We start from the raw sequence: 25,143 nt of genomic DNA, 5'->3' as shown, positions 1-25,143 counted from the left end.
GTCCTGGTGCACCGCAGCGGGCGGCGCAGCGGTCGGCGCTGCGGTCGCCAGCCCGGCAGTGGACGCGGCCACGCTGGGTGCGGGGGCCGCTCCGGAGGGGTGATCCGCGCCTCCAGGCTGGTTGGTCGCCGCCTGCGCGCCCCCGACCGTCGGCTGGACCGCCAGGGGGCGGTTCGGGTCGTCGTCCTCGTCGTCGAGCTCGCCGTTCCGGCGGCGGATGCGCTTGCGGATGCTGCGGAAGATGCCGAAGCCGAAGATGCCGATCAGGGCGATCGCGGCGACCGCGGTGATGACCGTCTCCCACTGGGCCTGCACGTTCAGCTCGACGGTCGCGGGCTCGGCGACGGCCACGCCGGTCGGGCTGGAGAGCGACATCGTCAGCTCGACCTTGCCGTTCGCGACCGACTGCACGGGGACGGTGGCGCGGGTGGAGGAGTCGGGCTGGATCTCGACCACGATGTCGTTGCGGACCACCCGCAGCGCCGAGTTGGACGGCTGCACGGACAGGTGCACCGTGACCGGGTAGGCGGAGCTGTTGCGGATCGACACGGGCAGGGACGACCGGTCGCCGAGCAGGGTGAGGCTGCTCGAGTCGACGATCCCGACCTCGGTGGTGCTCTTCGCCCAGGCGGCCGTGCGCGCCTCGACCGCGGCGGCGAGGCCCTGGTCGTCGTCGCGCCATGCATTCGAGGCGAGCGCGAGCAGACGGAGCCGGGCCGGGGCGGTCAGCTGGTTCGGGTCGCCGAGGATCGTCGCGAACGCGGAGAGCCCCTGTTCCCCTCGGACGAGTCGCTGGAGCTGGTCGACGCGGGCCTCGCCGGTGGACGCGCTCGCGAGCGTGAGCGACCCGGCGACGGCCTTCGAAGCGGTGGAGAGGTCGGCCGGGGCGACCCAGGCAGTGCTCTCGAGGGCGTCCAGCGCCTGGCTGAGCCGCGCGGAGTCGGACGGCCACTCGCGCCCGAGGGTGAGCAGGATCGGCCCCGTGGCGGTTGCTGCACGGGCCGAGGTCGCCAGCGTCGCGGTGAGCTCGGACATCGTCGACGACCAGGTCTGCCGGTCGGTGGCGTTCGCCGCTCGACGGAGCATCGACGACATCGACTGGTCGGAGACGAGCACGTGGTCGTCGCCGATCTTCTCGGACGCGGTGATGGTGGTGTCCGCGCCGGCCGAGGTGTTGCCGCTCGAGACGATGGTGGTCTTCGTGCCGGCCCGATCGAGGGCCGGCAGGTCGGCGGAGGACACCGTTCCCTCGGTGGGCCAGGCGATCGAGTCCATCGAGTACGGGAAGTCGAGCAGGGACTCCGTGGTCGGCAGGGTCTCCTGCGCCTCGTCGGCGCCGTCGTCGGTCGTGGTGCCGTCGCTCGAGGCCGCGGTGGGGGCCGGTGACGAGGTCTGCCCCGGTGTGGCCGTCGGAGTCGGCGCCGGGGTCTCGGCGCCCGGGAAGTTCTCGGACTTGACGGACTGGTCGAGGGAGATCGGCGACAGGATGCCGTCGGACCCGGCCTGGCGCAGACCGGTGACGTCGGCGTCGGCGTAGGACAGCGCGAAGGTCTCGTTGCGCAGTGCTTCGAGACGCTGCAGCCAGGTGATCGCGCTCGACGGAGCGTTGTCGCCGAGGATCCGGATCGAGGCGATGATCCTCGGGTCCACCGCCACGGCGACGTTGTGGTCCTCGGCCGCGTCGAGCTGCTGCGTGAGCGTGCCGTCCACCGAGGTCGCCGCGGCCAGCACGGGGGCGGTGAGGACGCCGTCGGTCGACTTCGGCACGGTGATCGGCATGGCGACGGAGACGCTGACCGGGGCCTGTTCGAAGTCCGGGTACCAGGTGATGGCGGAGCGGTCGACGGCGAAGGCGTCGCCCGCCGTGTACTCGGCCGCGATGCGCCGGGCACCGAACGAGGAGTACCCGCCGAGCGCCACGTTGCCGGAGACGATCTCGACCGAGTCGATGGTGATCGAACGGTGCGCTGGGATCGCCGGGATGTCCACGGAGTCCATCGGGGCGCCGAGGTAACCCGTCGTGGTGGTGTCGCTGAGCCAGCTCGCCAGGACGTCGCGCGTGCTCACCGAGCGGAAGATGTCGAACTCCGCGGTACCGGCCGGCAGTGCTGCGTCGGTGTCGTTCGTGACGGTGACCGACAGGGTGAGGTCCTGGTCGCGTTGGACGACGCCACGGTTCGCGGGGGCGATCGAGATGGTCGCCTTGCCCGCATCTGCAGCGGCCGGATCGGCGACGTGGCTCTTGGCCGCGGACACCGTGGCGGCCGAGGCGTGATCGGTGGCGACGGGCGCGACGACCAGGCCGAGCGCGACGAGGGTCGACGCGGCTGCGGCGAGCGTGGTGCGGAGCATCTGCATACGGGGAGCGGGCCACGGGGTCGGTTCGGGCCGAGCACGAGTGTATGAGGCGCGACCATGAACAGGTCCCGTGCGCGCGCGACTCGTGGAGAACTCGGGGCCTCGATCTGGGAGGATGAGCACCGTCATGCAGTCCGTTGCCCAGGCCGTCGAACGACTCGACGCACTCGCCACCACCGAGCCCGTCGACCTCCTCGCTCGGGCCTTCGCCGACGCCGGACACGAACTCGCCCTCGTCGGCGGCCCCGTCCGTGACGCGTTCCTCGGCCGTCCGGTGACCGATCTGGACTTCACCACCGACGCCCGGCCGGACGACATCCTGCGGATCGTCGAACCCATCGCGAGCGCCACCTGGGACGTCGGTCGGCAGTTCGGCACCATCGCCGCACGGGTCGCCGGCGAGCAGGTCGAGATCACCACGTACCGCAGTGACGTCTACGACGGCGAGACCCGCAAGCCCGAGGTCGCGTTCGGCGACACCATCGAGGACGACCTGCTCCGTCGCGACTTCACCGTCAACGCGATGGCCCTGCGACTGCCGGCCCGCGAGCTCGTCGACGTGCACGGCGGGGTCGAGGACCTGCTCGCCGCGCGGCTCCGGACGCCCCAGACCGCGGTCGTCTCGTTCCGCGACGACCCCCTGCGGATGATGCGCGCCGCACGGTTCACCTCCCAGCTCGGCTTCACCGTCGACGACGACGTGCGGGCCGCGATGCAGGAGCTCGTCGCGTCGATCGACATCGTGTCCGCCGAGCGGGTCCGCGACGAGCTGGTCAAGCTGCTCAACACGGACGACCCGGTCCCCGGCCTCCGGCTGCTCGTCGACACCGGGCTCGCCGAGCGGTTCCTGCCCGAGCTGCCCGAGATGCGGCTCGAGGTCGACGAACACCACCACCACAAGGACGTCTACGAGCACTCGCTCACCGTGCTCGAGCAGGCCATCGGGTACGAGGCCGAGCGGCACGCCGGGGATCCCCCGGACACCGTGCTCCGGCTCGCGGCGCTGCTGCACGACATCGGCAAGCCGGCGACGCGCAAGCTCGAGCCCGGCGGCGCCGTGAGCTTCCACCACCACGACCTGGTCGGCTCGAAGATGGCGAAGAAGCGCCTCCGCGCCCTCCGCTTCGACAACGACACCATCGCCGCGGTGTCCCGCCTGATCGAGCTGCACCTGCGCTTCTTCGGGTACACCGAGGGCGCCTGGACCGACTCCGCCGTCCGCCGCTACGTCCGCGACGCCGGACCCCAGCTCGAACGGCTCCACGAGCTCACCCGATCGGACGTCACCACCCGCAACCGCCGCAAGGCCGATCGGCTGGCGTTCGCCTACGACGACCTCGAGGACCGCATCAAGACCCTGTCCGAGCAGGAGGAGCTCGAGTCGATCCGTCCGGACCTGACGGGCGACGACATCATGCGGATCCTCGACATCCCGCCGGGGCGTGCCGTGGGCGAGGCCTACCGGTTCCTGCTCGAGGCCCGGATGGACGAAGGGCCCCTCGGACCGGAGACGGCCGAGGAGCGCCTGCGCGAGTGGTGGAGCGCCCGAGGCGACGCCAGCGCCTGAGACACCAGTGCCTGAGACGCGACCGCCTGACGGGCGGGACTGCTCTCCACAGGCCGGTGGCGCGCCTCCAGGCAGTCCGGTAGGCTACCCAGGTTGCCCCTCGCGCACCTGCGTGGTCTGGGGCACATGCATCAACCCTCCTGCCCCGGGAACCGCCCGGGGCCGCTGAGACCAGAGGAGGTGGGTTCCGCATGCACCAGTACGAACTGATGGCGATCCTCGACCCCGAGATCGATGAGCGCACCGTCGCTCCCAGCCTGGACAAGTTCCTGGCCGTGATCCGCAACGCGGGTGGCACCGTCGACAACGTGGACGTCTGGGGCCGTCGCCGGCTCGCTTACGAGATCGCGAAGAAGTCCGAGGGCATCTACGCCGTCGTCGACTTCACGTCGTCGCCCGAGGCCGCCAAGGAGCTCGACCGTCAGCTCGGTCTCTCCGAGGCCGTGCTCCGCACGAAGGTCCTCCGCGCTGAAGAGGGCATCGCGCAGGTCGCCGCCCAGAAGCAGCGTGACGAGGCCCGTGCGGCCCGCAAGGCCGCCAACGCCTCAGCAACCGCGACCGCGAGCGCCGAGTAACCCGTGGCCGGCGAAACCGTCATCACGGTGGTGGGCAACCTCACCGCGGACCCCGAGCTGCGCTACACGCAGAACGGGCTCGCCGTGGCGAACTTCACCATCGCGTCGACCCCTCGCACGTTCGACCGTCAGGCGAACGAGTGGAAGGACGGCGATGCGCTGTTCCTCCGCGCGAGTGTGTGGCGCGAGTTCGCCGAGCACGTGGCGGGGTCGCTGACGAAGGGCTCGCGCGTCATCGCGCAGGGTCGTCTGCGTCAGCGTTCCTACCAGGACCGTGAGGGCCAGCAGCGCACGAGCATCGAGCTCGAGGTCGACGAGATCGGCCCGTCGCTCCGCTACGCGACCGCACAGATCACCCGCGCAGCGGGTGGCAGTGGCGGCGGTCGTGGCCAGGTCGGCGGCGGCGGCAACGCCCCCGCAGGCAACGGCGGCGGCAACTGGAACAACAACGGTGGCGGTCAGTCGGACGCGCCCTGGTCTCCCCAAGGCGGCCAGCAGGGTGGCGGCAACGCACAGTCGAACGACGTGTGGAGCACCCCCGGTGGCAACTTCGACGACGAGACCCCGTTCTGATCGGAGCACGCAGCGCCGCCTCACAGCGGCAACTGCGAGTTCCGGACTGATCCTCCCGGTTCCGACGGACACACAACTTTTCTTCTAAGGACAAATCACTATGGCTGGAAAGAGCACCGGCGACCGCCGGAAGCCTCGCGGCAAGGGCGGCAAGAACGCTGCTCCCGCGAAGTCGATCAAGGTCGGCGTCATCGACTACAAGGACGTTGCGACCCTTCGCAAGTTCATCTCGGAGCGTGGAAAGATCCGCGCCCGTCGCATCACCGGCGTCTCCGTCCAGGAGCAGCGCCTCATCGCCCGTGCCGTGAAGAACGCCCGTGAGATGGCGCTCCTCCCCTACGCCGGCTCCGGCCGCTGATCGGAGGTCGACACATGTCGAAGCTCATCCTCACCCACGAGGTCTCCGGCCTCGGTTCCGCCGGTGACGTCGTCGACGTCAAGAACGGCTACGCCCGCAACTACCTCATCCCCCAGGGCTTCGCTGTCGCGTGGTCCAAGGGCGGCGAGAAGCAGGTCGAGTCGATCCGTGCCGCGCGTACCGCGCGCGAGCTCGCCACCATCGAAGAGGCACAGGACCTCAAGATGAAGCTCGAGAACGCGACCATCACCCTGTCGGTCAAGGCCGGCAAGGACGGTCGTCTGTTCGGCTCCGTCCGTCCGGGCGACGTCGCTGACGCCGTCCAGGCGCAGGGCGTCGGCTCGCTCGACAAGCGCAAGGTCGAGGTCCCCGCGACCATCAAGACCGTCGGTGACCACGAGGCCACCGTGCGCCTGCGCGAGGACATCACTGCCGTGATCTCGCTCAAGGTCGTCGCTGCCAAGTAGCACTGACGTTCCGCTCCACGACGGGCGGGTCTCCTCCGGGAGGCCCGCCCGTCGTTGCGTTCCGGCAGCGGGCGCGCGGCTTGTCCTACGGCTGTCGCCGAGATGGTCGGGGTCCTGGAGGCGCGGCTCGACTCGGGCTGGCTGGTTACGGTTCAGACAGGGTCGCGCTGGCTGGGAACGGGCCGAGAACTCTCCCCACAGGAGGGGTGCTTGTCAAGTCGTTTTACACAGTGGAAACGTGTCAAATCGCAACCTTCAAGGGGTACTTGAAGCCCACTTTTCCACACACGGTGTGAACCAGAAAAGCCCAGATCAAGCGGTCGAAAGTGTGTTCGTACGGTCTCTTTTCCACAGGCTCGTCCACAGTTCTCCACACAGCGGTTCGGCGTGTTCCGCAGGCTGTCCACAGAGTTATCCACAGGGCCGTTTGTTGGGGATAACTCCGGGGCCGTAGCTTGGCCCAGCGACTCGGGGATGTCGGTCGCCGGGGGTAGGAACAGGGGTGCGGGTTCCGGCCGGTGGGTGCTGTCTCGTCGGTCCAGGTCCGCGTCGTCAACAGAGGAGAGCGTGTGTCGATCGCACATCTTGAGCCCGCACCGCAGGACTACGCGGAGCGCGGCATGGAACGCACCCCGCCGCACGACATGCTCGCGGAGCAGTCGACCATCGGTGGCATGCTCCTGTCGAAGGACGCCGTCGCCGACGTCATCGAGACAGCCCGCGGTGTGGACTTCTACGTCCCCAAGCACGAGGTCATCTTCGACGCGATCCTGTCGCTCTACTCGCACGGTGAGCCCACCGACGTCATCGCCGTCACCGACGAGCTGACCAAGACCGGTCTGCTGTCCCGTGCCGGCGGCGCCGAGTACCTGCACAGTGTCACGAGCATGGTGCCGACCGCCGCGAACGCCGGTTACTACGCCGGCATCGTCGCCGAGAAGGCCGTCCTCCGTCGCCTGGTCGACGCCGGCACCCGCATCGTGCAGATGGGCTACGCGTCGGAGGGTGAGGTCACCGACCTCGTGAACAGCGCGCAGGCCGAGGTCTACAACGTCGCCGGTGGTGTGCAGACGGAGGACTACGTCCCGCTGACCGACGCCATCTCCGCCGCGCTCGACGAGATCGAAGCCGCCAAGGGCCGCGACGGCCAGATGACCGGCGTGCCGACCGGGTTCGCGCAGCTCGACGGCCTGACGAACGGCTTCCACCCCGGACAGCTCATCATCGTCGCCGCCCGCCCCGCCCTGGGGAAGTCGACCCTTGCGCTCGACCTGTGCCGCGCCGCCGCGATCAAGCACGACCAGACCGCCGCGTTCTTCTCGCTCGAGATGGGTCGCGCCGAGATCGCGATGCGTCTGCTCTCCGCCGAGACCAGCGTGCCGCTGCAGAACATGCGCAAGGGCACCGTGGACTCCCGCGACTGGACCACCATCGCCCAGACCCGCGGTCGCATCAACGACGCCCCGTTCTTCATCGACGACTCCCCCAACATGACGCTCGTCGAGATCCGCGCCAAGTGCCGTCGACTCAAGCAGCAGCACAACCTGAAGCTCGTGGTCATCGACTACCTGCAGCTGATGACCTCGGGCAAGAAGGTCGAGAGCCGCCAGCAAGAGGTCTCCGAGTTCTCGCGTGCCCTGAAGCTGATGGCCAAGGAGCTCCAGGTCCCCGTCATCGCCCTGTCGCAGCTGAACCGTGGTCCCGAGCAGCGTGCCGACAAGAAGCCGGCGATCTCCGACCTCCGTGAGTCCGGCTCCATCGAGCAGGACGCCGACATGGTCATCCTGCTGCACCGCGAGTCGGCGTACGAGAAGGACAACCCGCGTCAGGGTGAGGCGGACCTGATCGTGGCGAAGCACCGGAACGGACCGACGGACACCATCACCGTGGCGTTCCACGGGATGTTCTCGCGGTTCGTCGACATGCCGCAGTAGGCGAGGTGTCGGCCGCCAGCTAACTTGTCCAACTGCCACCCAAGGCGTCTGAAATACCGCGATGGACACGTTGTTTGGCAGTCAAGCCGCCTGCCGCGTCCTGCTCGCCGGAGTACTGGCTGGTCTGTGCTCCGCGACCGGCAAGAGATGCTTTCCTCGCATCCAATCGATCCGGGTCGGCCGTCTGGTGTTAACTGAGGCTCGACGAACGCTGGGGGAGTGGATGGGCAAGATCTACGGCTACTACGAGTACGACGACTCACTGACGCCGGGACGGTCAGACGACGGCGGTCTGAGCCAGCTACTTTTCGATAGCGAGGGGAAGCTGTCGGACCATGCGTCATTCCATCCCACGGATCCGGACGAGGACGAGTACAGCTACGGCTCCCCGTCGTCGAACAGGGACTCCGATTCGGAGGCCGACGCACAGGCCGCGGCGCTGCTCATCCTTGCCGTGATCGGCGCAGCGGCCGGCGGGTACGTCCTGATTCGTAAGGCGACGCCGCACGTGCAGCGAATGATCAACGAGCGGACGCTGCCAGCAGTCCGCTCATTCTGGACGAAGGTTCGTGGGCAGGCGAGTGAAGCCAATTCGCCAGATCCGAACAAGGCGAGCGTCATCTCTGTGCAGACACCGCCCGCGAATGAGGACGCAGCAGCGCCCGGAACCGATGTGGCCGTCGCCGATCCGCAGATGAGCCCGGACGAGTGGTACGCCCGCTTCCGGGCGATGTTCGAGGCGCGACAGTTCGCTGACGAGCAATGGAAGCTCCTGTCATCTGTGCGGGTCACCGAGGACGACGCGATCGCGGAGCTCCAGCGGGAAATGGCGCGCAACCGACCGGAGGCAGTCGTTCGGCAGGTGACACTGATGCTCGAGGCAGCGCCGGAGACCGGCGCGGATGCCGAGGCTGAGGCTACGCCAATTGAGATTGAGGGCGACCCCAGGCACCGCCCCTGACCGATCACTGTTCACCACAAACCCAGTTCAGGACGCACCCAAGGCATCTGTCGGTATCAGGTAGACGCACGTTGCCTTCGGGCAGGAACGCGACACGAAGTCTCACGTGAGCCGTCCTCGGCTCGAATGTCATAGTCGGCCGATAGCGTGAGATTGAGTGACCGATCCGCTTTAACCTGCGCCGTGATGGGCGCCTAGGAGACGACAGCACGCCATGGCAGGACGACCCGCGAAGCCGAAACCAACGAAGACGCTGGAGCAGCGGCTGTGGGACGCTGCAGACAAGCTGCGCGGGAACCAGGAGCCGAGCGAGTACAAGCACGTGGTACTCGGGCTCGTGTTCCTGAAGTACATTTCAGACCGCTTCGAGGAGCGCCGTGGGTCGTTGGAGTCGGAGCTCCTCGCCGACGGGATCAAGGCAGAACGGGTTGTCTCCTTTCTCGAGGACCGCGACGAGTACACCAGCCAGAACATCTTCTGGGTGCCCGAGAACGCTCGCTGGGGCTACGTGCAGTCTCGCGCGAAGCTGACGACAGTCGGGCAGGACATCGATACGGCGATGGACCTCATCGAGAAGGAGAACCCGTCAGTTCGAGGCGTGCTCCCGCGGAACTACGGCCGTGATGGTCTCGACAAGCGGCGCCTCGGCGAGCTCGTCGATCTGATCGGTGGCATCGGCTTCACGAGCACCGATGACCACGGAGCTGACGACGTACTCGGGCGGGTCTATGAGTACTTCCTCGGGCAGTTCGCCGGCAAGGAGACGGGTAAGGACGCTGGCGCCTTTTATACGCCCCGGAGTGTAGTAAAGACGCTGGTCGAAATGCTCGAGCCGTACAAGGGGCGTGTCTACGATCCGGCTGCGGGCTCAGGAGGAATGTTCGTACAGTCAGCCGATTTCGTGAAGGCGCATGGTGGCAAGCGCACCGACATCTCGGTCTATGGGCAGGAGTACACGGATACGACGTGGAAACTCGCCAAGATGAACCTCGCACTTCGGGGCATCGAAGCGGATCTGGGCCCGAGATCAGCCGACTCCTTCACGGAGGATCTCCACCCCGATCTCCGTGCAGACTTCATCATCGCGAACCCGCCGTTCAATGTTTCCGATTGGTGGGATGGACAGCTCGCGGATGATCCGCGCTGGAAGTACGGGACACCTCCCCAGGGCAACGCGAACTTCGGTTGGGTGCAGCACTTCATTCATCACCTGAGTACGAAGGGCACGGCAGGCTTCGTGCTCGCGAACGGCTCGCTTTCTTCGAAAAGTGGTGGGGAAGGTGAGATTCGGCGCAAGCTCGTTGAGGCCGACCTTGTGGACTGCATCGTGGCTATGCCGGAAAAGCTCTTCTTCAATACGGGGATCCCGGTTTCCCTCTGGTTCATCAGCAAGGAGCGTCACGGTAACGGGCACCGCGAGCGGCGCGGCGAGGTGTTGTTCGTTGACGCTCGCAAGCTCGGTAGCCTGGAGTCGCGTCGGTTGCGAGTGTTCGATGACGCCGACATCGCGAGGGTCGCCGACACGTATCACTCTTGGCGCAACCGTGACGGCAAATTCGCAGACGTGCCCGGTTTCGCGAAGGCCGCAAAGCTCGACGAGATCGAAAAGCATGACTTCGTGCTGACTCCAGGGCGGTACGTCGGCTCGATTGAACCCGAAGCGGATGATGAGCCGATCGACGAGAGAATCGAGCGCCTCACCACCGAGCTGTTCTCTGAGTTCGATCGCGGGCGCGAACTTGAGGTCGAGATCCGTCAGAGGCTCGGGGGCCTCAAGCCATGACCGATGGATGGACACCTACCAGGCTCGGTGAAGTCGTGAAGATCAAGCACGGCTTTGCTTTTTCGGGCATGGCCGAGAATCCCGATTCGAGCCTCCCCGTCGTAGTCGGCATTGGCAACTTCGACTACGCAGGCGGATTCCGCTTCAATTCGACAACAGTCAAGAGGTACGTCGGAGAGTACCCATCCGAGTTCGTACTAAAACCAGGCGATGTCCTTCTGGCGATGACGTGTCAGACCGCGGGCGGCGAGATTCTCGGCATCCCTGGTACTGTTCCCGATGACGGGCGCACTTACTTGCACAACCAGCGACTCGGCAAGGTAGAGGTTATCGATTCAACGCGAATTGATCTTCGGTACTTTTTTCAGCTGGCCCGCTGGCAGCCGTTCAACCATCACCTGTTTGCGACCGCGTCAGGCAGTAAGATTCTCCACACGTCGCCGGGCAGGATCGAGGACTTTACTGTAGACCTTCCCCCCTTGCCGGAACAACGGGCGATCGCGGCTGCACTTGGAGTCATTGACGACAAAATCGAGTCCGATCGACGTCTCATCGGTCTGATCCCTCAACTGATCCGTTCCCGAGTGGAGAAGTACCTCGCCGGAGGCGCGAACGAGGCGCCCGTCTCGTCACTGGCGAGGTTCGTCAACGGCGGTGCGTACACGAAGGGTGCCACGGGCTTCGGTCGCATGGTGATCCGAATTGCGGAGTTGAACTCCGGTCCAGGCAGTTCGACTGTATACAACGAACTTGACGTCCCGGAGGATAGGACGGCTCGCGCGGGCGACGTACTCATGTCATGGTCTGGATCCCTCGGTGTCTACAGGTGGGCGCGCGACGAGGCGATCATCAACCAGCACATCTTCAAGGTGATCCCGACCGGGTACCCCGCATGGCTCGTTCACGATCGCATTGACGCCGTTATCGATGTGTTCCGGGGCTACGCGGCGGATAAGGCGACAACGATGGGTCACATTAGGCGCGGTGATCTTGATACGACCACAGTCCAGCTTCCGAGAGAGGGGAGTCTTCGAGAACTCGACGCGGCGCTCGGGCCCGTCTGGAATCGGCTGTTGATCGCCGAGCAGGAGGTTCCGCGGCTCGAAGCAGTTCGTGACGCGATCCTTCCCGAGCTGCTCTCCGGCCGTATACGCGTACCCGAAGCGCAGGGACTCAAGGCATGAGGACGCCAGCGCTCACAACTTCCGATCTCCGGGTAATCGAACAAGTTCTCGACATGGGAAGTGGTTACGTTCTCGACTTCAGCAACCGTACGTTCGCCGAGTTCTTCGCAGACCTCGACGTCGACATAGAACCGGAGGTGTCAGGCCTTTCCAAAGCCAAGAGATTGCGCGCGTTTTTTCACTCTGCGTCGACAGCTGAGTGTGCGCGTGTTTTGCACGCTTTGCTGGAGTATCGCGAGCCTCAAGACGGCGATGAGAATCGCGCATCCCTCAATAAGTACCGCGCGATTGTCTCGCGGCTTGAGGGCATCGCCGTACCTCTCAGTGCCGCCCCGAGCGGACCGGACGTACTCACATTGCAGTACGTACGTGAGCTATCGGAGAAGGCTGAGCGACGGCTCGCAGGCTCGGATTTCGAGGGTGCGATTACCGTATCGCGCACACTCATCGAAGCGGTGCTGGAGCAGTTGGAGGTTCGTCTGACTGGTGCGGCTGGCACCTACTCTGGAGATCTGCAGCGGCAGTATAAAGCGGTCGCCAAGATCCTTCGCATCGACGACAAGGACGAGCAGGTAGACGAAGGCTTTAAGCAGATAGCCCGCGGACTGGTTCAGATCGTAAATGGTCTCGCCGCCATCCGGAATATGGCTAGCGACGGGCACGCACGCCACGTACAGCCTCAGGCGCGACACGCGCGCGTCGCAGTGAACTCTGCGAAGACCGTGGCTAGCTTCCTCGTTGAGGTTTATCTCGCGAAGCACAGTCGCACGGCTGCACCTGCTGCAGCGGAAGGCGCGCGATGAGCAATTTCAACGAGAACACCGTCGAGCTTGCCGCGCTTGAGTACTTCGCCGAGCTTGGCTATCACACCATGCATGGTCCGAGCCTCGCTCCTGGAGAAGCTACTGCCGAGCGTGAGACGTACGAGGAAGTCTTTCTGTGGGATCGGCTTCGCGACGCGATCCGTCTCCTGAATCCGGGTCTCGACAACGATTCGGTTGCTGAGACCATCAAGCGCGTACGCCGGGCCGAGTCGCAGAGTGCTATCGACGAGAATTACCGGCTGCACAAGCTCGTCACTGAAGGCGTGCCCGTCGAGCAGCGTGGCTCCGACGGCATAATCCGAACGCGCACGATCACCCTGGTCGACTTCGAGCACCCAGAGCGCAACGACTGGGTCGCGCTCAACCAGTTCACGATTATCGAGAACGGCAAGAACCGCCGCCCCGACGTACTCGTGTTCGTCAACGGGATCCCGCTGGCGCTGTTGGAGCTTAAGAACCCGGCCGCCGAGCACGCGACGCTCAAGTCCGCCTGGAATCAGCTACAGACGTATCGGAAAGACATCCCGTCGGTGTTCTTGGCCAACGCAGTCACGGTCATTTCCGACGGAACCTCTGCGGCGATGAGCAGCTACAGCGGTGCGTTCGAGCACTACGCACCATGGAAGACCATGGACGGCAGGACGGTCATCACCGATCGGCCAGCCCTCGAGGTGCTCATCAAAGGCGTCTTCGACAAGACCCGCTTCCTTGATCTACTCCGCAACTTCGTCGTGTTCAGCCGTGAGACGGTCACCGACAAGGTCACGAAGCAGAAGACTTCTGTTCTTATCAAGCGCGTAGCTAAATACCACCAGTACTGGGCGGTCAACGCTGCGGTCGAGTCGACCATTCAGGCATCGAGTCCGGACGGTGACCGTCGCGGTGGTGTCGTCTGGCACACACAGGGCTCCGGCAAGAGCTTCGAGATGGTGTTCTACGCCGCCAAAGTGATGCGCGACGCACGGATGGCCAACCCGACACTCGTGTTCATCACCGACCGCAACGACCTAGATAACCAGCTCTACGAAGAAGTCTTCGCGCCAGCACACATCCTGCCTGAATCGCCGGTCCAGGCCGAGACCCGCAAGGATCTGCGCACGAGGCTGACCCGCGCATCAGGTGGCATCGTCTTCACAACGATCCAGAAGTTCGCACCGGGCGAGGACGGTGACGCGAACATCGTGCTCACAGATCGACGCAACGTCATCGTGATCGCGGACGAGGCGCATCGCTCGCAGTACGGCTTCAGCGAGTACCTCGACCGCAGTGGACGGCTCAAGGCCGGCCTCGCGAAACACATGCGCGACGCGTTGCCGGGAGCTACGTATCTCGGTTTCACCGGCACGCCGATCGACTCCGCGGACAAGTCGACGCGCTCCGTGTTCGGCGACTACGTCGATATCTACGATCTGACACGTGCTGTCGAGGACGGCGCGACCGTCCGAATCTTCTACGAATCCCGGCTCGCGAAAGTTGATCTGTCCGCCGAGGACTACGCGGCGCTCGATGAGCTGGTCGAGGAAGTCACGGAGCAGGTCGAGGAAGATGCCGCCACTGCCGCCAAGTCGCGCTGGTCACGGCTCGAAGCGATCGTCGGTGCCGACGCTCGTCTCGACATGGTCGCTGCAGACATCGTCGAGCACTGGGAGAAACGGCGCGAGTCCATCCTCGGTAAGGGCATGATCGTCACGATGAGCCGCCGCATCGCGGTGCGCCTCTACGAGAAGATCGTCGCGCTGCGACCGGAGTGGCACTCGGACGATCCCGCCAAGGGCAAGATCAAAGTTGTCATGACCGGCTCGGCGGCAGATCCGGCAGAGTTCCAGCCGCACATCTACTCGAAGGATGTGCGGAGGGATCTCAAGGCGCGGGCGAAGAACGCCGACAACCCGCTTGAGTTGGTCATCGTGCGAGACATGTGGCTGACGGGCTTCGATGCACCGTCGATGCACACGATGTACGTGGATAAGACCATGCAGGGCGCAGGGCTGATGCAGGCCATTGCCCGTGTGAACCGCACGTTCCGGGATAAGCCGGGCGGGCTGATCGTCGACTACATCGGCATCTTCGACAATCTGCAGAGCGCTCTGAGCGAGTATTCGCCGTCAGACCGCGATCAGGCGGGTGTCCCGATCGAGGACATGGTCGACATCATGCTTGAAAAGCACGACGTGGTGCGCGGGCTGCTCCACGGCGTGGAGTATGACGCGTCCCCGGCGCTGTCGCCCTCTCAGCGCCTTGCCGAGTACGCCAAAGTGCTCGACTTCGTGATGGCCGATCCGGATCGAACGAGCCGCTTCAATGATCAGGTGCTGGCGCTGGCGAAGGCATTCGCGCTTGCCGGAGCGCGTGACGAAGCGGCCGACATTCGGAACGACGTCCGCTTGTTCACCGATGTACGCGCGGCGATCCTCAAGATCCAAAACCCCGACTCCGGCCGTGGCGGAAGTGGAAGTGTCGAGATCGACACCGCCCTCGGACAGCTCCTGAACGAGGCCGTGTCGGCGAACCAGGTGATCGACGTCTACCAGCTGGCAGGTGTCGAGACCCCTGAGCTATCGCTGCTGTCCGAGGAGTTCCTCGACTCGCTCGCAGAAAAGGAGAAACCCAACCTCCAGATGGGACTGCTCCGCCGACTTCTCAACGACCAGATCCGGACCGTTCAGCGGACGAACGTAGTGCAGGCACGGAAGTTCTCTGAGCAGCTCGAAGAGGCCATCAACCGCTACACGAACCGGTCGCTGACTACGGCAGAGATCATCGCGGAGCTGGTGAAGCTCGCCAAGACGATGCGGGCGGAGGACGCGCGGCACAAGTCGCTTGGGCTTCGCGAGGATGAGGCTGCGTTCTATGACGCTGTGCGACTGAACGATGCCGCTGTGCTCGAGCTTGGAGATGACACGCTCAAGAAGATCGCGCAGGAACTCGTCGTTGCAGTTCGGACTTCGGCAACCATCGACTGGAATCTGAAAGACTCGGTCCGCGCTGCGATGCGCACGAAGGTGCGGCGCCTTCTTGCTAGGTACGAGTATCCGCCGGACGCAGAGGCGAAGGCGATCGAGCTGGTGCTCGAGCAAGCCGAAGTGCTGGCGGGCAGCCAGGTGCAGTAATGGACTATCGTCGCGCGGAAGTTCACAGGAATCGGCCCAGGAGTGCCGGCATCCATAAACCGTCCGGGCGCTTCGGCATGGAACCAACGAGCGGTCGACGCTCGTTGGATTCGTAGCTCGCTTCGCGTTCAGATCGGACATGCGCATCATCTAGGTACAGCTGGGTCCGAGCAGATCAGGTCAACCGCGGTGAGAGCTCGGCCGAGGGGTCCAGTCGTAGGTGTCGGGTGCGAGGATCGCGACGCTGCGAGGCGAGCGGTTCCTTACGAGGATGACGCTGCGCACCTCCCACGCCTCGGCATCGGCGGTGTGGGGTGCACAAGCGCACTGCCGCGAGTGCCTCATCACCGTAGCCGCTCACAGAATCCGTTGGAACTGGACCGCAGCGACCTGCATCGACCAGCGCACCAACATGACCGTCACCTGCGAGACCTGCACCATGTTCGAACAGCGGCCTGACCACAACGCGCCAGCTGCGGCGAGGGCGCGCAGCTAGTTCACGGCGTTGTAGAGCGCTTGCAGTAGTGCGGGATCGTCGTTCGGGTCGTTCCACTTCACCACCGCGATCGACTCGGCTGACTCATCTCCGAGACGCTGCGAAAAGGGGTGCGGTGTCACGACAACTCCTGGGAGGGCGCCGGGTGAACGGGCGCCGAGGTGACGAAACCAGTTTGCGAAGGCAGAGGCAGAGCTCAGTCGCTTGATGATGACTGCTACCCGCTGATCGCCGATCTCCACGATGGCGTCCGCGGGGCCAGCGTCGGGCGGGTTCCGGAAAACCCGGAGGTTGTCGTGGGCCCAAGACAGCGCGATGAGGGTCTTCGTGACCGAATTCTCGTATACCACCGCCTCCGCTACTGACGATGCGGCCTTGGTACCACGATTCGCCTGCACGTAAGAATCTAGAGCGGCGAGGGCCGACTCGTTCGCCACTTCGGCTGAGGCCGCTTTTGTCTCACTATTGAACGATTGCGCCGACTCAGCGGGCACCCGAGGCTCAACTCGCGCTGCGAGCATGTCGATCATTCCGGCGCAAGCCGCTTGTTGCACCTCGGCAGTGGCCGTATCGGCCAAACGTGCGAGCGTGGCAACTGTCACGCTTTCGGGCAGTGCGTTGTCGCCCGAGCGTGAAGGAACGGCGCGCTCAGATGCCCACTCGAACATCACCCACCATGAGTCCGCCGCAGAGGTCGTCTCCTGCAGCGAGAGGGACTCGCTTGCTGCCCGCCGGTTGAGGATGATGCCTGTAAGAGCGACGCCGGCAGCAATCACCGCTGCGGTCGCGGCGGCGCCTGGGCTCTTCGCAAAATCACGGAGCCACGAGCCTAAGTTAGCTAGGTTTGCGGTGGCTAGCGTCAGCGCGAGATATGCTCCGACGGCTCCGCCGACGAGGCCAGCTACCACTACCCAGGCTGCTGTCTGACGCCGGCGCCGTCTCTCACTACTCACACGCTGATTCTTGCTCATTCTGCAGTGGCCTGAGACTTCAACCTTGGCGTTTGGCCTTGATACGACGTCGGTGGAGACGCTGCAGGCTCCGTTGATTTCTGACAGGTGAGGACACCGGCTCCTGCTGGAAAGCTCTGCGCCTTCGCAAAGGCGTATTCGGAGGATCTCCGCGGTGAATGTGATCGCGGTCGCCTGGAAGGGTGAGCCGTCAGGGGCCTACGATGAGGCATGGCTGGTACTAACGAGACACGCGGCACGCAGCGGCCAGGTCTTCGTGCATACGAAGACTCCCTCTCGCTGGCCGTTCCTGAACTCGTCGACGCGCTTCGCGCCCTGCTCGGTGCGCGGCTTGTGGCCTTCATCGGATCTACGAACTCCACGAGCGTCGTCTCTGGATGGACCGACGGTTCTGCCTCGCCTCCGGCAACAGAGGTCGACCGGCTCAGGCTGTTGTACAGGATCGCGGCCATGCTCAACGAGCGCTACTCGCCTACCACGATTCAGACTTGGTTTTGCGGCCACAATCCGGCTCTCGGTGATGCTGCGCCAGCCCGGTTACTCCGGGAAAAGCAGCCGGCGCTGGTCAGGGAAGACCTTCGCCTGCGAAGGCTAAAGGGTCGACGCGCGCCGGTAGGCCGGGAGTTGGACGGAGTCGGCGGTGCGCCTGCGAGCCCATGGGCGTGTCGGTCTAGTTGCGTTGGCGCCGAAGGCCGGGCGAGAGCCTCGGGCGCACGTCAATCTCGAGCGCCTCGACATTAAGGATGCCGACGCTGTGGGCGGTGCGGTTCCGATCGAGGATCACACTTCGGACAGTGGTTGTCGAGTGCCCGAGAGGTCGAAGCAGCAGGTTGGTGTCGAGGTAGCGGTGGTAGTGCCCGGACAGGACTAGCTTCGGTTGGACCTGGACGACGCCGCGGTGGAACATCGCCTGGCCGGCTGCAGCGTACGCGATGCCGTCGCGCGTCCAAAACCGCCGTTGCCGTGTGACATGTCGCTTAAGGGCTCTGCTGAACGGTGCGTCGTGGCCGAGGAGCACGTCGACCGGGTCCGAGCCGAGTGCTTCGAGATCCTCCTCGGTGATTTGCTCTTCGGGGTGCCACGCCGCGACGTGACCGGAGACGGTCTGGTTTCGACGGCCGCGGCTGATGCTGTTCGCGCCGCCGAGGCTCGCAACTACAGTCCCAGCCGCGGTAGCTCCTCGCCAGCCACGTGGGAGCCAGATGATCCGCCGTGAGAGTCGCCGGTATCCCCATTCGTCGAGCGGGTAGCGACGGTGCAGCGTTGGGTAGCCCTCGTGGTTCCCGCCCGTGACGTACATGAACGCGTTGCGGGAAGTGAGCTGCTTCGTGAGGAGCCTGAGCCGTTCGCGTTCGAGCGGACTGCCGCTCGAGAGGAAACCGAAGTCGCCGAGGACGTGGATCTGACGGATGCCAACGCGGGCAAGATTCCGGACCGCGAGCCCTCTCCATTGCAAGTCAGCGTGCGGATCCCCGAGCAGACCGATGCGCTCGTCGACGAGCGCGTGCTGGTCAACCATCGGACCGGTGCGCGTCGCGGATGTGGCGGAGGCCCGCGGAAAGCGCCTCATCTTCGGACCGCCTACCATTCAGCAGATCGCGGATGAGTTCCACGAGAACTTGATCCCGAAGCTCCAGGTTGTTATCGAGACCCGAAGCGCCGACCGCCTGTCGGAGCGCCTGCTCGCACCGCATCGCACCGGAAACGCGAGCTGTCGCCTCGGACCGCAAGATGTCGCCGCGGTCGACTGCTTCCTGCAGGTCAACACCCCACGGCGCTGTCTCCACCTGGTAACCGGGATCAGAAGGCACATCGGGATCGACAAGGCAGGCACCGACGTCTGTCAGCACCGTGACGAACGCCACGGCCTCATCACCGCTCATCCGTCCCTCGGCAACCCATCGAGCGAGCTGCCGCGCGTACGGGTCGACGACAGTGATCCCCTCCGCGCCAAGGGCAGCGTCCGCCAGCGCGGCAGCTCGTGTTACCGACGGCCTGTCAGCGGTTCCAGGACGGTTGTGGTCGATGAATTCGGATGCGTAGTCCATCGCTTCGGAGGGCCGTAGTTCGCCAGACCGGATCACCCGCAGCAGAACGTTAAGCAACGGATCCGAGACTCGCTCTAGCAAGTGCTGACGAACGTCATCTCTTCCACAGACGTGTGCTTCATGACCCGACGAGTTGTCGGCAGGCTGTTCCGTCATCTTGGGCTCCTTTTCTCGTGGGGAGCCTCCTTCGGCCGCACCTCGCGATGCAAGATGAGCCTCTTGTTGGGATTCCTCAATCGATGAAGTGCGTTCCGATCCACCTGGTCACCGCACGCTGGCCGCTTCATTCGAGTCGAAAGGAACCGGCAGCACGAGCGAGACGCACCACGTCTTCCGTTCGGCCAAGCCGCAGTGCCGTGGCGGGGGTGACGCCGTCGAGCTCTTCCGCCGGTGCGTTTAGCCATACCGCGTCACCCCATGGGTCGACCTGTCCCGGATCGAGCTCAGCGAGCACGTCGCGCAGCCGGGGCAGGGGCAGGGGGTCCTGCCCGAACTGGAAGGCAGGAAAAAGCGGGCAGTCGTCCGAAGAGATCACCCTGAGTACGTCACCGATCCGTAGCAGCGCATCAAGCGTGTCGCTGCTCACGTGGAGCCTTTCGAGTAGGGCAGCAGTGTCGTAAAACGGCCCCACCCGTTCGTCCAGGGTGGCGGCGCCGTCTCCTCGGCCTACATGAGCCTGGTCGATGTGCTCGAGGGCGCTCTGATCTGCATCTGGTGGGACCAGGGATCCGAAGGCGAGTTCCTGTTCCTCGAGCCGCACCGCCACGTCGCGGATCTCCTTCAGGCGCGCGAGGCGAGCTGCCTTGTTGCAACCCGGTTCAGTGCTCGCCACGGCTGTTCTCAGCATTGGCTGCGGTCCTCGTTGGGTTCAACGACGCCGTCCTTCGGTCTGGCTTAACGCCCGGTTGCGCTCGAGTGCTCCGGCTCGGCATGGGCGGTTCGCTGACGGGTACTTGTCGGTTTCTCCTCGTATACGTGGAGAAGTGACAACATTGGGAGTACTCGACGGTCCGGCCCGTCGGGGATCGAAGGGTGCTGAGTACGATGGTTCGTGAGCATGGCGAACAGCGGTCCACGTTGACCGCGCTGTGCGCGACTGGCAGGTCGCACACCATGCTCCTCAAGCTGACACCGTGCATGCCCTGTCCGAGCGAGACTCGCGTCGGATCATTCCACGTGCCCACGCGCCGTGCAAGAGCCGTTCCGGCGCCCGCACTGGATGCTGGAGCGCAGCCGTGAGTAGATCGACCCCTAGCCGCCGGATGGGCCGTCCCCCGAAGCTTGTGAAGGATCAAGCGAGGGCGGATGCCCTTCTCGACGCAATGCGGACCGCGGAGCGAGTGCTCCGCGAGACGACCGAGGAGCGCGTCCGGCTCGCGTTGGAGGCGTACGACGAGGGCCTCACGCTGGATGCCATCGGGGAGGCATTGGGTGTGAGCAACGTGGCGGTCGGGCGATGGGTTCGGGCTGCGAAGGATCAGGGCACGTCGCACCATCGTTGAACCTCCTGCGGGTTGTTTTGTGACCTAGGGTCAGATTAGTGTGCCGCCATGAACACACCGTTGTCCACCACTTGCGTCGGGCCGCACAGACGGTGGCGTCGCGATAGAGGCGATCGCCCGATCGGCGCCACTCGCCTCGAAGGCGAAACCGCATGAGCGTTCGGACGCTCAACGCTGGTCGTCCCGACAACCAGGACCGCCCCGGGCGGCCAGCGCGGGTGCGGATCCCTAGTGTCCCTCCAGCCTGGGCTGGAGACCTCGGAGATGCGCTCCTGCGCGATAGCCAACGACTGGCTCATCGGGGCCGAACCCGCACCAGCGAGTGGGACATCGATCCCCTTGCAATGCTGAACTCCTGGGCGGCGAACCCCCGGCCCCGGACGGAGCGGGTCGAAGGTTTGATCCGGGGCTTGCGGGTGAGAGTTCACCGGCCGTGGTCGACCTACCGCTTGAAGCCCGCGATGCCTTCTGCCGGCGTCATCGCCGGGTACTCGACGGACGGGCGCACAGTCCGCAGCGTTCAGGTGGGCGATCTGACGGCGGAGCTGCTCCTCACCGCCCATCCAATGCGGGAGTTCTCCCGCCGGCTCACGCAGAACCATAAGCCTGTTGCCGTGTGGACGCACACCACCGGTTCGCTTGTCGGCGCGGAGTCCCACCTGGAACGGGACTTCATCACTCTCGCCGACTTCCATCCGGCGGTGCGCTACATCGGGGGTCAGCCATTCACGTTGGCGTTTGAGCGCGGGGCGCCTTGCAGGCTGCACACCCCGGACCTGGTTCTCCTTGGTGACGGGCTGCCGCCGCTGGTTGTGGACGTGAAGAACCCCGAGCAGGCGGCGACGCGGAAGTGGAGGGCTCGCGCGGCCCTCATCCGGGATGTCCTCGCCGAAGCCGGTATCGGCTACGAGGTCTGGACGGGGATGCCGCGACTGGTGCAGGCGAACCTCGAGAACTTCACCGAAGCGCGGGTCACTGAACCGTCTTACCGGCGCTGGGCGCCGGTCGCGGCAGTGCTGTGCTCGCGGCCTTTGCCGGTTGTCGAACTTGTGACACGCATCGCCGCCCAGGGGTACGACCCTGGGTACGCGATGATGCTGATCCGTCGGATGCTTTGGCGCCGGGACCTGCGCACCGACATGCGGTTGCCGTTCCGGTCGACGTCAATCGTGTGGACGGTGAGCCCGTGACGAAGGACTCGGAATGGGTCGCGAGGCTGCGGGTAGGCATGCCTGTTGTGTTCGAGGGTGAACAGGTTTTTGTGCAGTCATGGTCGGACGGATGGGTGCAGTTCGTCGACGCGGCTAACCGAACGGTGACACCTCGACCGCTGCGTGCGGTCGTTAAGGCGATAGCTAGCCCAGAGAATCCGCCGCCGGCGTCCATGCTGCTGCATGACCTCTCTGACCGGCTTAGCGACCACGCGGTCGGCAAACTCAGCGACCACCGCGAGCTCATCCGTTACGTCGACACCGGTATCGCCCCCTGGCAGGGGAGCGATGACAAGTCATCACGAGACGTCGACCCGGACGTCATCCACAACGAACGTAAACGGATTGCGGCGATCGCGAGACGCATCGCCGAGCACGAAGGGGTCTCCTACGAGACGGCCCGTAAACGCGTCAGCCGTGCTATCCAGCGAGAATCGGCGGGCCCCTCGGCGACGGTCGACGGCCGGTACACGCGAGAGCGTCGGGCAAACCGCAACGCTGACATCCCGGTCCTCGTGGAGGAGTTCCTCCAAGATCGCGTATTCGATCCGGCGCTGCACACGCAGACGCAGTACCTCGAGTTCCGCCTCTGGCTGCTGAACAAAGCTCCCGACATCACGAAGCCGCCGTCGGAGCGCACGTTTTACCGTCTCGTCGACCGTGTACACAAGCGGATGCCGCACCTGAAGCTGAAGTCGAAGACAAAGCACGGCACCGAACAAGCACCCAAGCAATCCTTCGCCCCGCGTCACTTGGAACGGCCCGGATCGCTCTGGCAGATCGACGCCACCACCTCAAACGTCATGCTGTGGGATCCAAAGGACCGAAGCGGGAAGACCCGCACCTACCGGGTCGAGATGGTGAAGATCATCGACTCCGCAACCCGGTTGATCGTCGGCCGATCGATCAGCGAGCACTCCTCCGGCGTCGGAGTCGTCCTCGCCCTCGCCGACGCGTTCGCCTCGATGGTCGACGACCGTGAGACGGTCACGGTCGACGGACGCGTCTTTCCGCGACCCTTCGTCGGGATGCCGCGCGCTCTGACTCGTTTTCCGATCCCGCCTCGCCGTCTGATCACCGACAACGGCAGGGATTTCCTTTCCAACTTCCACGTCAATCAGCTGGCTCGGCAGGGGTGTGAGGTCGAGTTCGCTCGTATTCGCGACCCGCGCGCCAAGGCGTTCATCGAGCGGAGCTTCCTGAGCTACAAGACCGAATTCGAGGAACTCTTCGCCGGCTACGTCGGCGGCTCGATCGACGAACGCGGCCTCACAACTGAGGCGCTGCTTACCTGGGATCAGCTTTGGGAACGCGACCAGCAGTGGACGGACCTCTACAACTTCCGCGAACATCGGGGCCTCCGTGCTGAGCTCGGACGACGCATCAGCCCCTACCAGCGATGGGCGGAACTCGTCGGCGAGACCGGGTACGTCGAGATGCCCAAGTGGGAGAACGAGTGGCTCCGCTTCCTTCCGACGTTCCGGGCCAAGCTTCGGAAGTACGGCATCACCCGTCGTTACGAGGTCTTCAACGCGCCCATCATCGAGACCCTGCTGCGCACCCCCGGTGCTTCCCGAGACGGCTACTGGACGTTCCACTACAACCCGTCCGACCTGCGCCAGGTGTACTGCTTCGACCCTGAAGGGGCCGCGTGGGAAGTGCCTTGGGTGCTCCGCACAGAGGACACGCCCCGGTTCTCGGACCACTCCCTCACAGTTCTCGGCGGGCAGGTCGGCGATCTCACGTTGCGACGGACGGAATACCAGGACCGGATGCTGCAGCTGCTGATTCAGTGGCGCGCCGACGACGCCCTGATCCGCGGAAGCCGGTCGGAGCTCTCCAGGACCGAAGAGATGAACGCGGTCGCCTACGAGCGGTTGCGAGCGCTCGATTCCGGCACGGTGATCCCGAGCGACATGGACTACGACCTCGAGACGATCCTCGACGAGGCCGACGGCGACATCGACGAAGATCTCGATGATCTCGACGACCTGTTTGGACGATTCGCATGACGCTCATGCATCAGGGCGTCCTCCCGACGTCGGTCAGGCGGCTATTTGGCGAGGACCCCAATCCAGAGCAGAGCTGGGGGTTGATGGCCGAACAAGACCGTTCCTTCGTTCTCGGTGTTGCCGGCGCAGATGTTCCCGATCCTGGACTGTTGCAGGTCGGTGCGGGGCCTGACGAGCGACGGCGCTGCCGGGCCGCGCTCGAAGATTGGCATCACTCCTGGCCGTACCTGCGCACCCGCCAGACTGCGGGAGCCGAGATGCAGTACCGCACCGTCCGAAGCCCGCAGCCTCGCCGCACCGCCGACCTGATTCCGATCACGCTCATCACTGGTCCGCCCGGGACTGGGAAGACGAAGCTCCTTCGTCGTATCGCGGCAGAGACGATGTGCCAAGCGGCCTGGGATGCCCGCATCGGCATCAGCGCGCCACTTCTCGACGGCGGCCTGTTCACCGCACCCCGCAGAGACGTCGTCGTGGTGGATCTGCCAAAGAAGCAGGCAGAGCAGCAGCTGTTCGCGCTGCTGTGCCAGCAGGTGGGAGCGCCGTACGACAAAGACGCTCGTGCAGCGTTTGGTCGCGCGGTCGAACGTCACCGCATTCGGTGGGTGTTCGTCGACGAGATCCAGTTCATCAACTTCGACGGCCAAACCGGCAAGTACGTCCACGACGGGTTTAAATCCCTGCAGAACATGGGCGTCAGAGTCGTCCTCGCCGGCCACGACATGCGGCAGCAACTCGCCGCACAACGCAGCGGCGCCCGAGAAGCCGCACGGGTCCAGTCCGAAGCACGCTGGATGCTCATCGAGCTCGAGCCCTACCGGCGCAGCACCAAGGCCGAGATCACCGAATGGAGAAAGCTACTCGAACGCATCGAGCAGCGGATCCGACTCAGCGGACACGAGCCGGGAGAAGCCGTGCTCAGCGACAAGTTCGAGGAGTACATCTGGGTCGCAACGCTCGGGTACATGAGCCACGTCTCGACGCTCGTGTCCGGCGCGGTGAACGTCGCGGCCGCAACCGCTGACCAGCGCATCACCCGGAAGATCCTCGACATAGTCGCCGTGGAGAAGCGAGCGCAGGACGGCCGTGCCCAACGCCTACAGCTGTGGGACGCCGGCCGGTTCTCGTTCCGGCAGAGCTGGCGTTGACGTGAGGGGGTCGAACCCGGGGCCGCGCGCGTCGGACCGTGCCGACACGGTCCCGTTCGGG

The 25,143-nt window shown here is 65.0% G+C and carries 20 protein-coding genes; 15 read left to right on the top strand and 5 right to left on the bottom strand.

Annotated features, from left to right (window positions below; translation table 11 throughout):
• Positions 1 to 2,352 (bottom strand): DUF6049 family protein (locus H7A73_RS02560; protein WP_182064521.1); only part of this gene is annotated, 2,352 nt, incomplete at its 3' end.
• A 133-nt stretch (positions 2,353 to 2,485) separates the two neighbouring features.
• On the opposite strand from H7A73_RS02560, the gene H7A73_RS02555 reads away from it, so the two are divergent.
• The 11 genes from H7A73_RS02555 (at position 2,486) to H7A73_RS02505 (ending at position 15,694) form a co-directional block, all read left to right on the top strand.
• Positions 2,486 to 3,925: a CCA tRNA nucleotidyltransferase gene (locus H7A73_RS02555; RefSeq protein WP_111057375.1), complete on the top strand. Its 1,440-nt coding sequence runs from the start codon at positions 2,486 to 2,488 to the stop codon at positions 3,923 to 3,925.
• 191 nt (positions 3,926 to 4,116) lie between these two features.
• Positions 4,117 to 4,500, top strand: coding sequence for a 30S ribosomal protein S6 (gene rpsF, locus H7A73_RS02550; protein WP_027466903.1), 384 nt, complete (start codon positions 4,117 to 4,119; stop codon positions 4,498 to 4,500).
• A 3-nt stretch (positions 4,501 to 4,503) separates the two neighbouring features.
• A complete protein-coding gene (locus tag H7A73_RS02545; protein ID WP_110862690.1) occupies positions 4,504 to 5,073 on the top strand; it encodes a single-stranded DNA-binding protein in 570 nt (189 codons plus the stop codon).
• 100 nt (positions 5,074 to 5,173) lie between these two features.
• The gene (gene rpsR, locus H7A73_RS02540) at positions 5,174 to 5,431 is read left to right on the top strand and encodes a 30S ribosomal protein S18 (RefSeq protein WP_017887834.1); all 258 of its coding nucleotides are present in this window, start codon (positions 5,174 to 5,176) and stop codon (positions 5,429 to 5,431) included.
• Positions 5,432 to 5,445: 14 nt separating this feature from the next.
• A complete protein-coding gene (gene rplI, locus H7A73_RS02535; RefSeq protein ID WP_027466901.1) occupies positions 5,446 to 5,898 on the top strand; it encodes a 50S ribosomal protein L9 in 453 nt (150 codons plus the stop codon).
• Between the two features lie 569 nt (positions 5,899 to 6,467).
• Positions 6,468 to 7,832 carry a replicative DNA helicase gene (dnaB, locus tag H7A73_RS02530; RefSeq protein ID WP_031260130.1) on the top strand — a complete coding sequence of 455 codons (1,365 nt, stop codon included), beginning with the start codon at positions 6,468 to 6,470 and terminating at the stop codon, positions 7,830 to 7,832.
• A gap of 223 nt (positions 7,833 to 8,055) precedes the next feature.
• Entirely contained in the window at positions 8,056 to 8,793 is a 738-nt protein-coding gene (locus tag H7A73_RS02525; protein WP_182064520.1) for a hypothetical protein, read from the top strand.
• Positions 8,794 to 9,007: 214 nt separating this feature from the next.
• Positions 9,008 to 10,576 carry a type I restriction-modification system subunit M gene (locus H7A73_RS02520; RefSeq protein WP_182064519.1) on the top strand — a complete coding sequence of 523 codons (1,569 nt, stop codon included), beginning with the start codon at positions 9,008 to 9,010 and terminating at the stop codon, positions 10,574 to 10,576.
• Positions 10,573 to 11,760: a restriction endonuclease subunit S gene (locus H7A73_RS02515; RefSeq protein ID WP_259362660.1), complete on the top strand. Its 1,188-nt coding sequence runs from the start codon at positions 10,573 to 10,575 to the stop codon at positions 11,758 to 11,760. The genes H7A73_RS02520 and H7A73_RS02515 overlap by 4 nt, the downstream gene beginning before the upstream one ends.
• A complete protein-coding gene (locus H7A73_RS02510; protein ID WP_182064517.1) occupies positions 11,757 to 12,563 on the top strand; it encodes an abortive infection family protein in 807 nt (268 codons plus the stop codon). Before H7A73_RS02515 ends, H7A73_RS02510 begins: the two co-directional genes overlap by 4 nt.
• Positions 12,560 to 15,694, top strand: coding sequence for a type I restriction endonuclease subunit R (locus H7A73_RS02505; protein WP_182064516.1), 3,135 nt, complete (start codon positions 12,560 to 12,562; stop codon positions 15,692 to 15,694). The genes H7A73_RS02510 and H7A73_RS02505 overlap by 4 nt, the downstream gene beginning before the upstream one ends.
• 492 nt (positions 15,695 to 16,186) lie before the next feature.
• Here the strand turns inward: H7A73_RS02505 and H7A73_RS02500 are convergent, their stop codons facing one another.
• The 4 genes from H7A73_RS02500 to H7A73_RS02485 form a co-directional block, all read right to left on the bottom strand.
• Complete coding sequence (locus H7A73_RS02500) at positions 16,187 to 17,143, bottom strand: hypothetical protein (RefSeq protein WP_182064515.1); 957 nt, start codon at positions 17,141 to 17,143, stop codon at positions 16,187 to 16,189.
• A 688-nt stretch (positions 17,144 to 17,831) separates the two neighbouring features.
• Positions 17,832 to 18,680: a metallophosphoesterase gene (locus tag H7A73_RS02495; protein WP_182064514.1), complete on the bottom strand. Its 849-nt coding sequence runs from the start codon at positions 18,678 to 18,680 to the stop codon at positions 17,832 to 17,834.
• Entirely contained in the window at positions 18,673 to 19,365 is a 693-nt protein-coding gene (locus tag H7A73_RS02490) for a hypothetical protein (protein WP_182064513.1), read from the bottom strand. Before H7A73_RS02490 ends, H7A73_RS02495 begins: the two co-directional genes overlap by 8 nt.
• Before the next feature lie 127 nt (positions 19,366 to 19,492).
• The gene (locus H7A73_RS02485) at positions 19,493 to 20,041 is read right to left on the bottom strand and encodes a hypothetical protein (RefSeq protein WP_182064512.1); all 549 of its coding nucleotides are present in this window, start codon (positions 20,039 to 20,041) and stop codon (positions 19,493 to 19,495) included.
• Between the two features lie 430 nt (positions 20,042 to 20,471).
• On the opposite strand from H7A73_RS02485, the gene H7A73_RS18230 reads away from it, so the two are divergent.
• The 4 genes from H7A73_RS18230 to H7A73_RS02470 all read left to right on the top strand — a co-directional run bounded on the left by H7A73_RS18230 (position 20,472) and on the right by H7A73_RS02470 (position 25,082).
• Positions 20,472 to 20,711, top strand: coding sequence for a helix-turn-helix domain-containing protein (locus H7A73_RS18230; RefSeq protein WP_411469065.1), 240 nt, complete (start codon positions 20,472 to 20,474; stop codon positions 20,709 to 20,711).
• Positions 20,712 to 21,172: 461 nt separating this feature from the next.
• Positions 21,173 to 21,901, top strand: coding sequence for a hypothetical protein (locus H7A73_RS02480; RefSeq protein ID WP_182064511.1), 729 nt, complete (start codon positions 21,173 to 21,175; stop codon positions 21,899 to 21,901).
• Complete coding sequence (locus tag H7A73_RS02475) at positions 21,898 to 23,934, top strand: DDE-type integrase/transposase/recombinase (protein ID WP_182064510.1); 2,037 nt, start codon at positions 21,898 to 21,900, stop codon at positions 23,932 to 23,934. Before H7A73_RS02480 ends, H7A73_RS02475 begins: the two co-directional genes overlap by 4 nt.
• Positions 23,931 to 25,082 (top strand): ATP-binding protein, encoded by a 1,152-nt coding sequence (locus tag H7A73_RS02470; protein WP_182064509.1) that lies wholly within the window; start codon positions 23,931 to 23,933, stop codon positions 25,080 to 25,082. The genes H7A73_RS02475 and H7A73_RS02470 overlap by 4 nt, the downstream gene beginning before the upstream one ends.
• Positions 25,083 to 25,143: the final 61 nt, after the last annotated feature.

The organism is Curtobacterium sp. ME12, assembly GCF_903970855.1.
GTDB lineage: Bacteria > Actinomycetota > Actinomycetes > Actinomycetales > Microbacteriaceae > Curtobacterium > Curtobacterium poinsettiae_A.
This window is presented reverse-complemented; position numbering and strand designations above follow the sequence as displayed.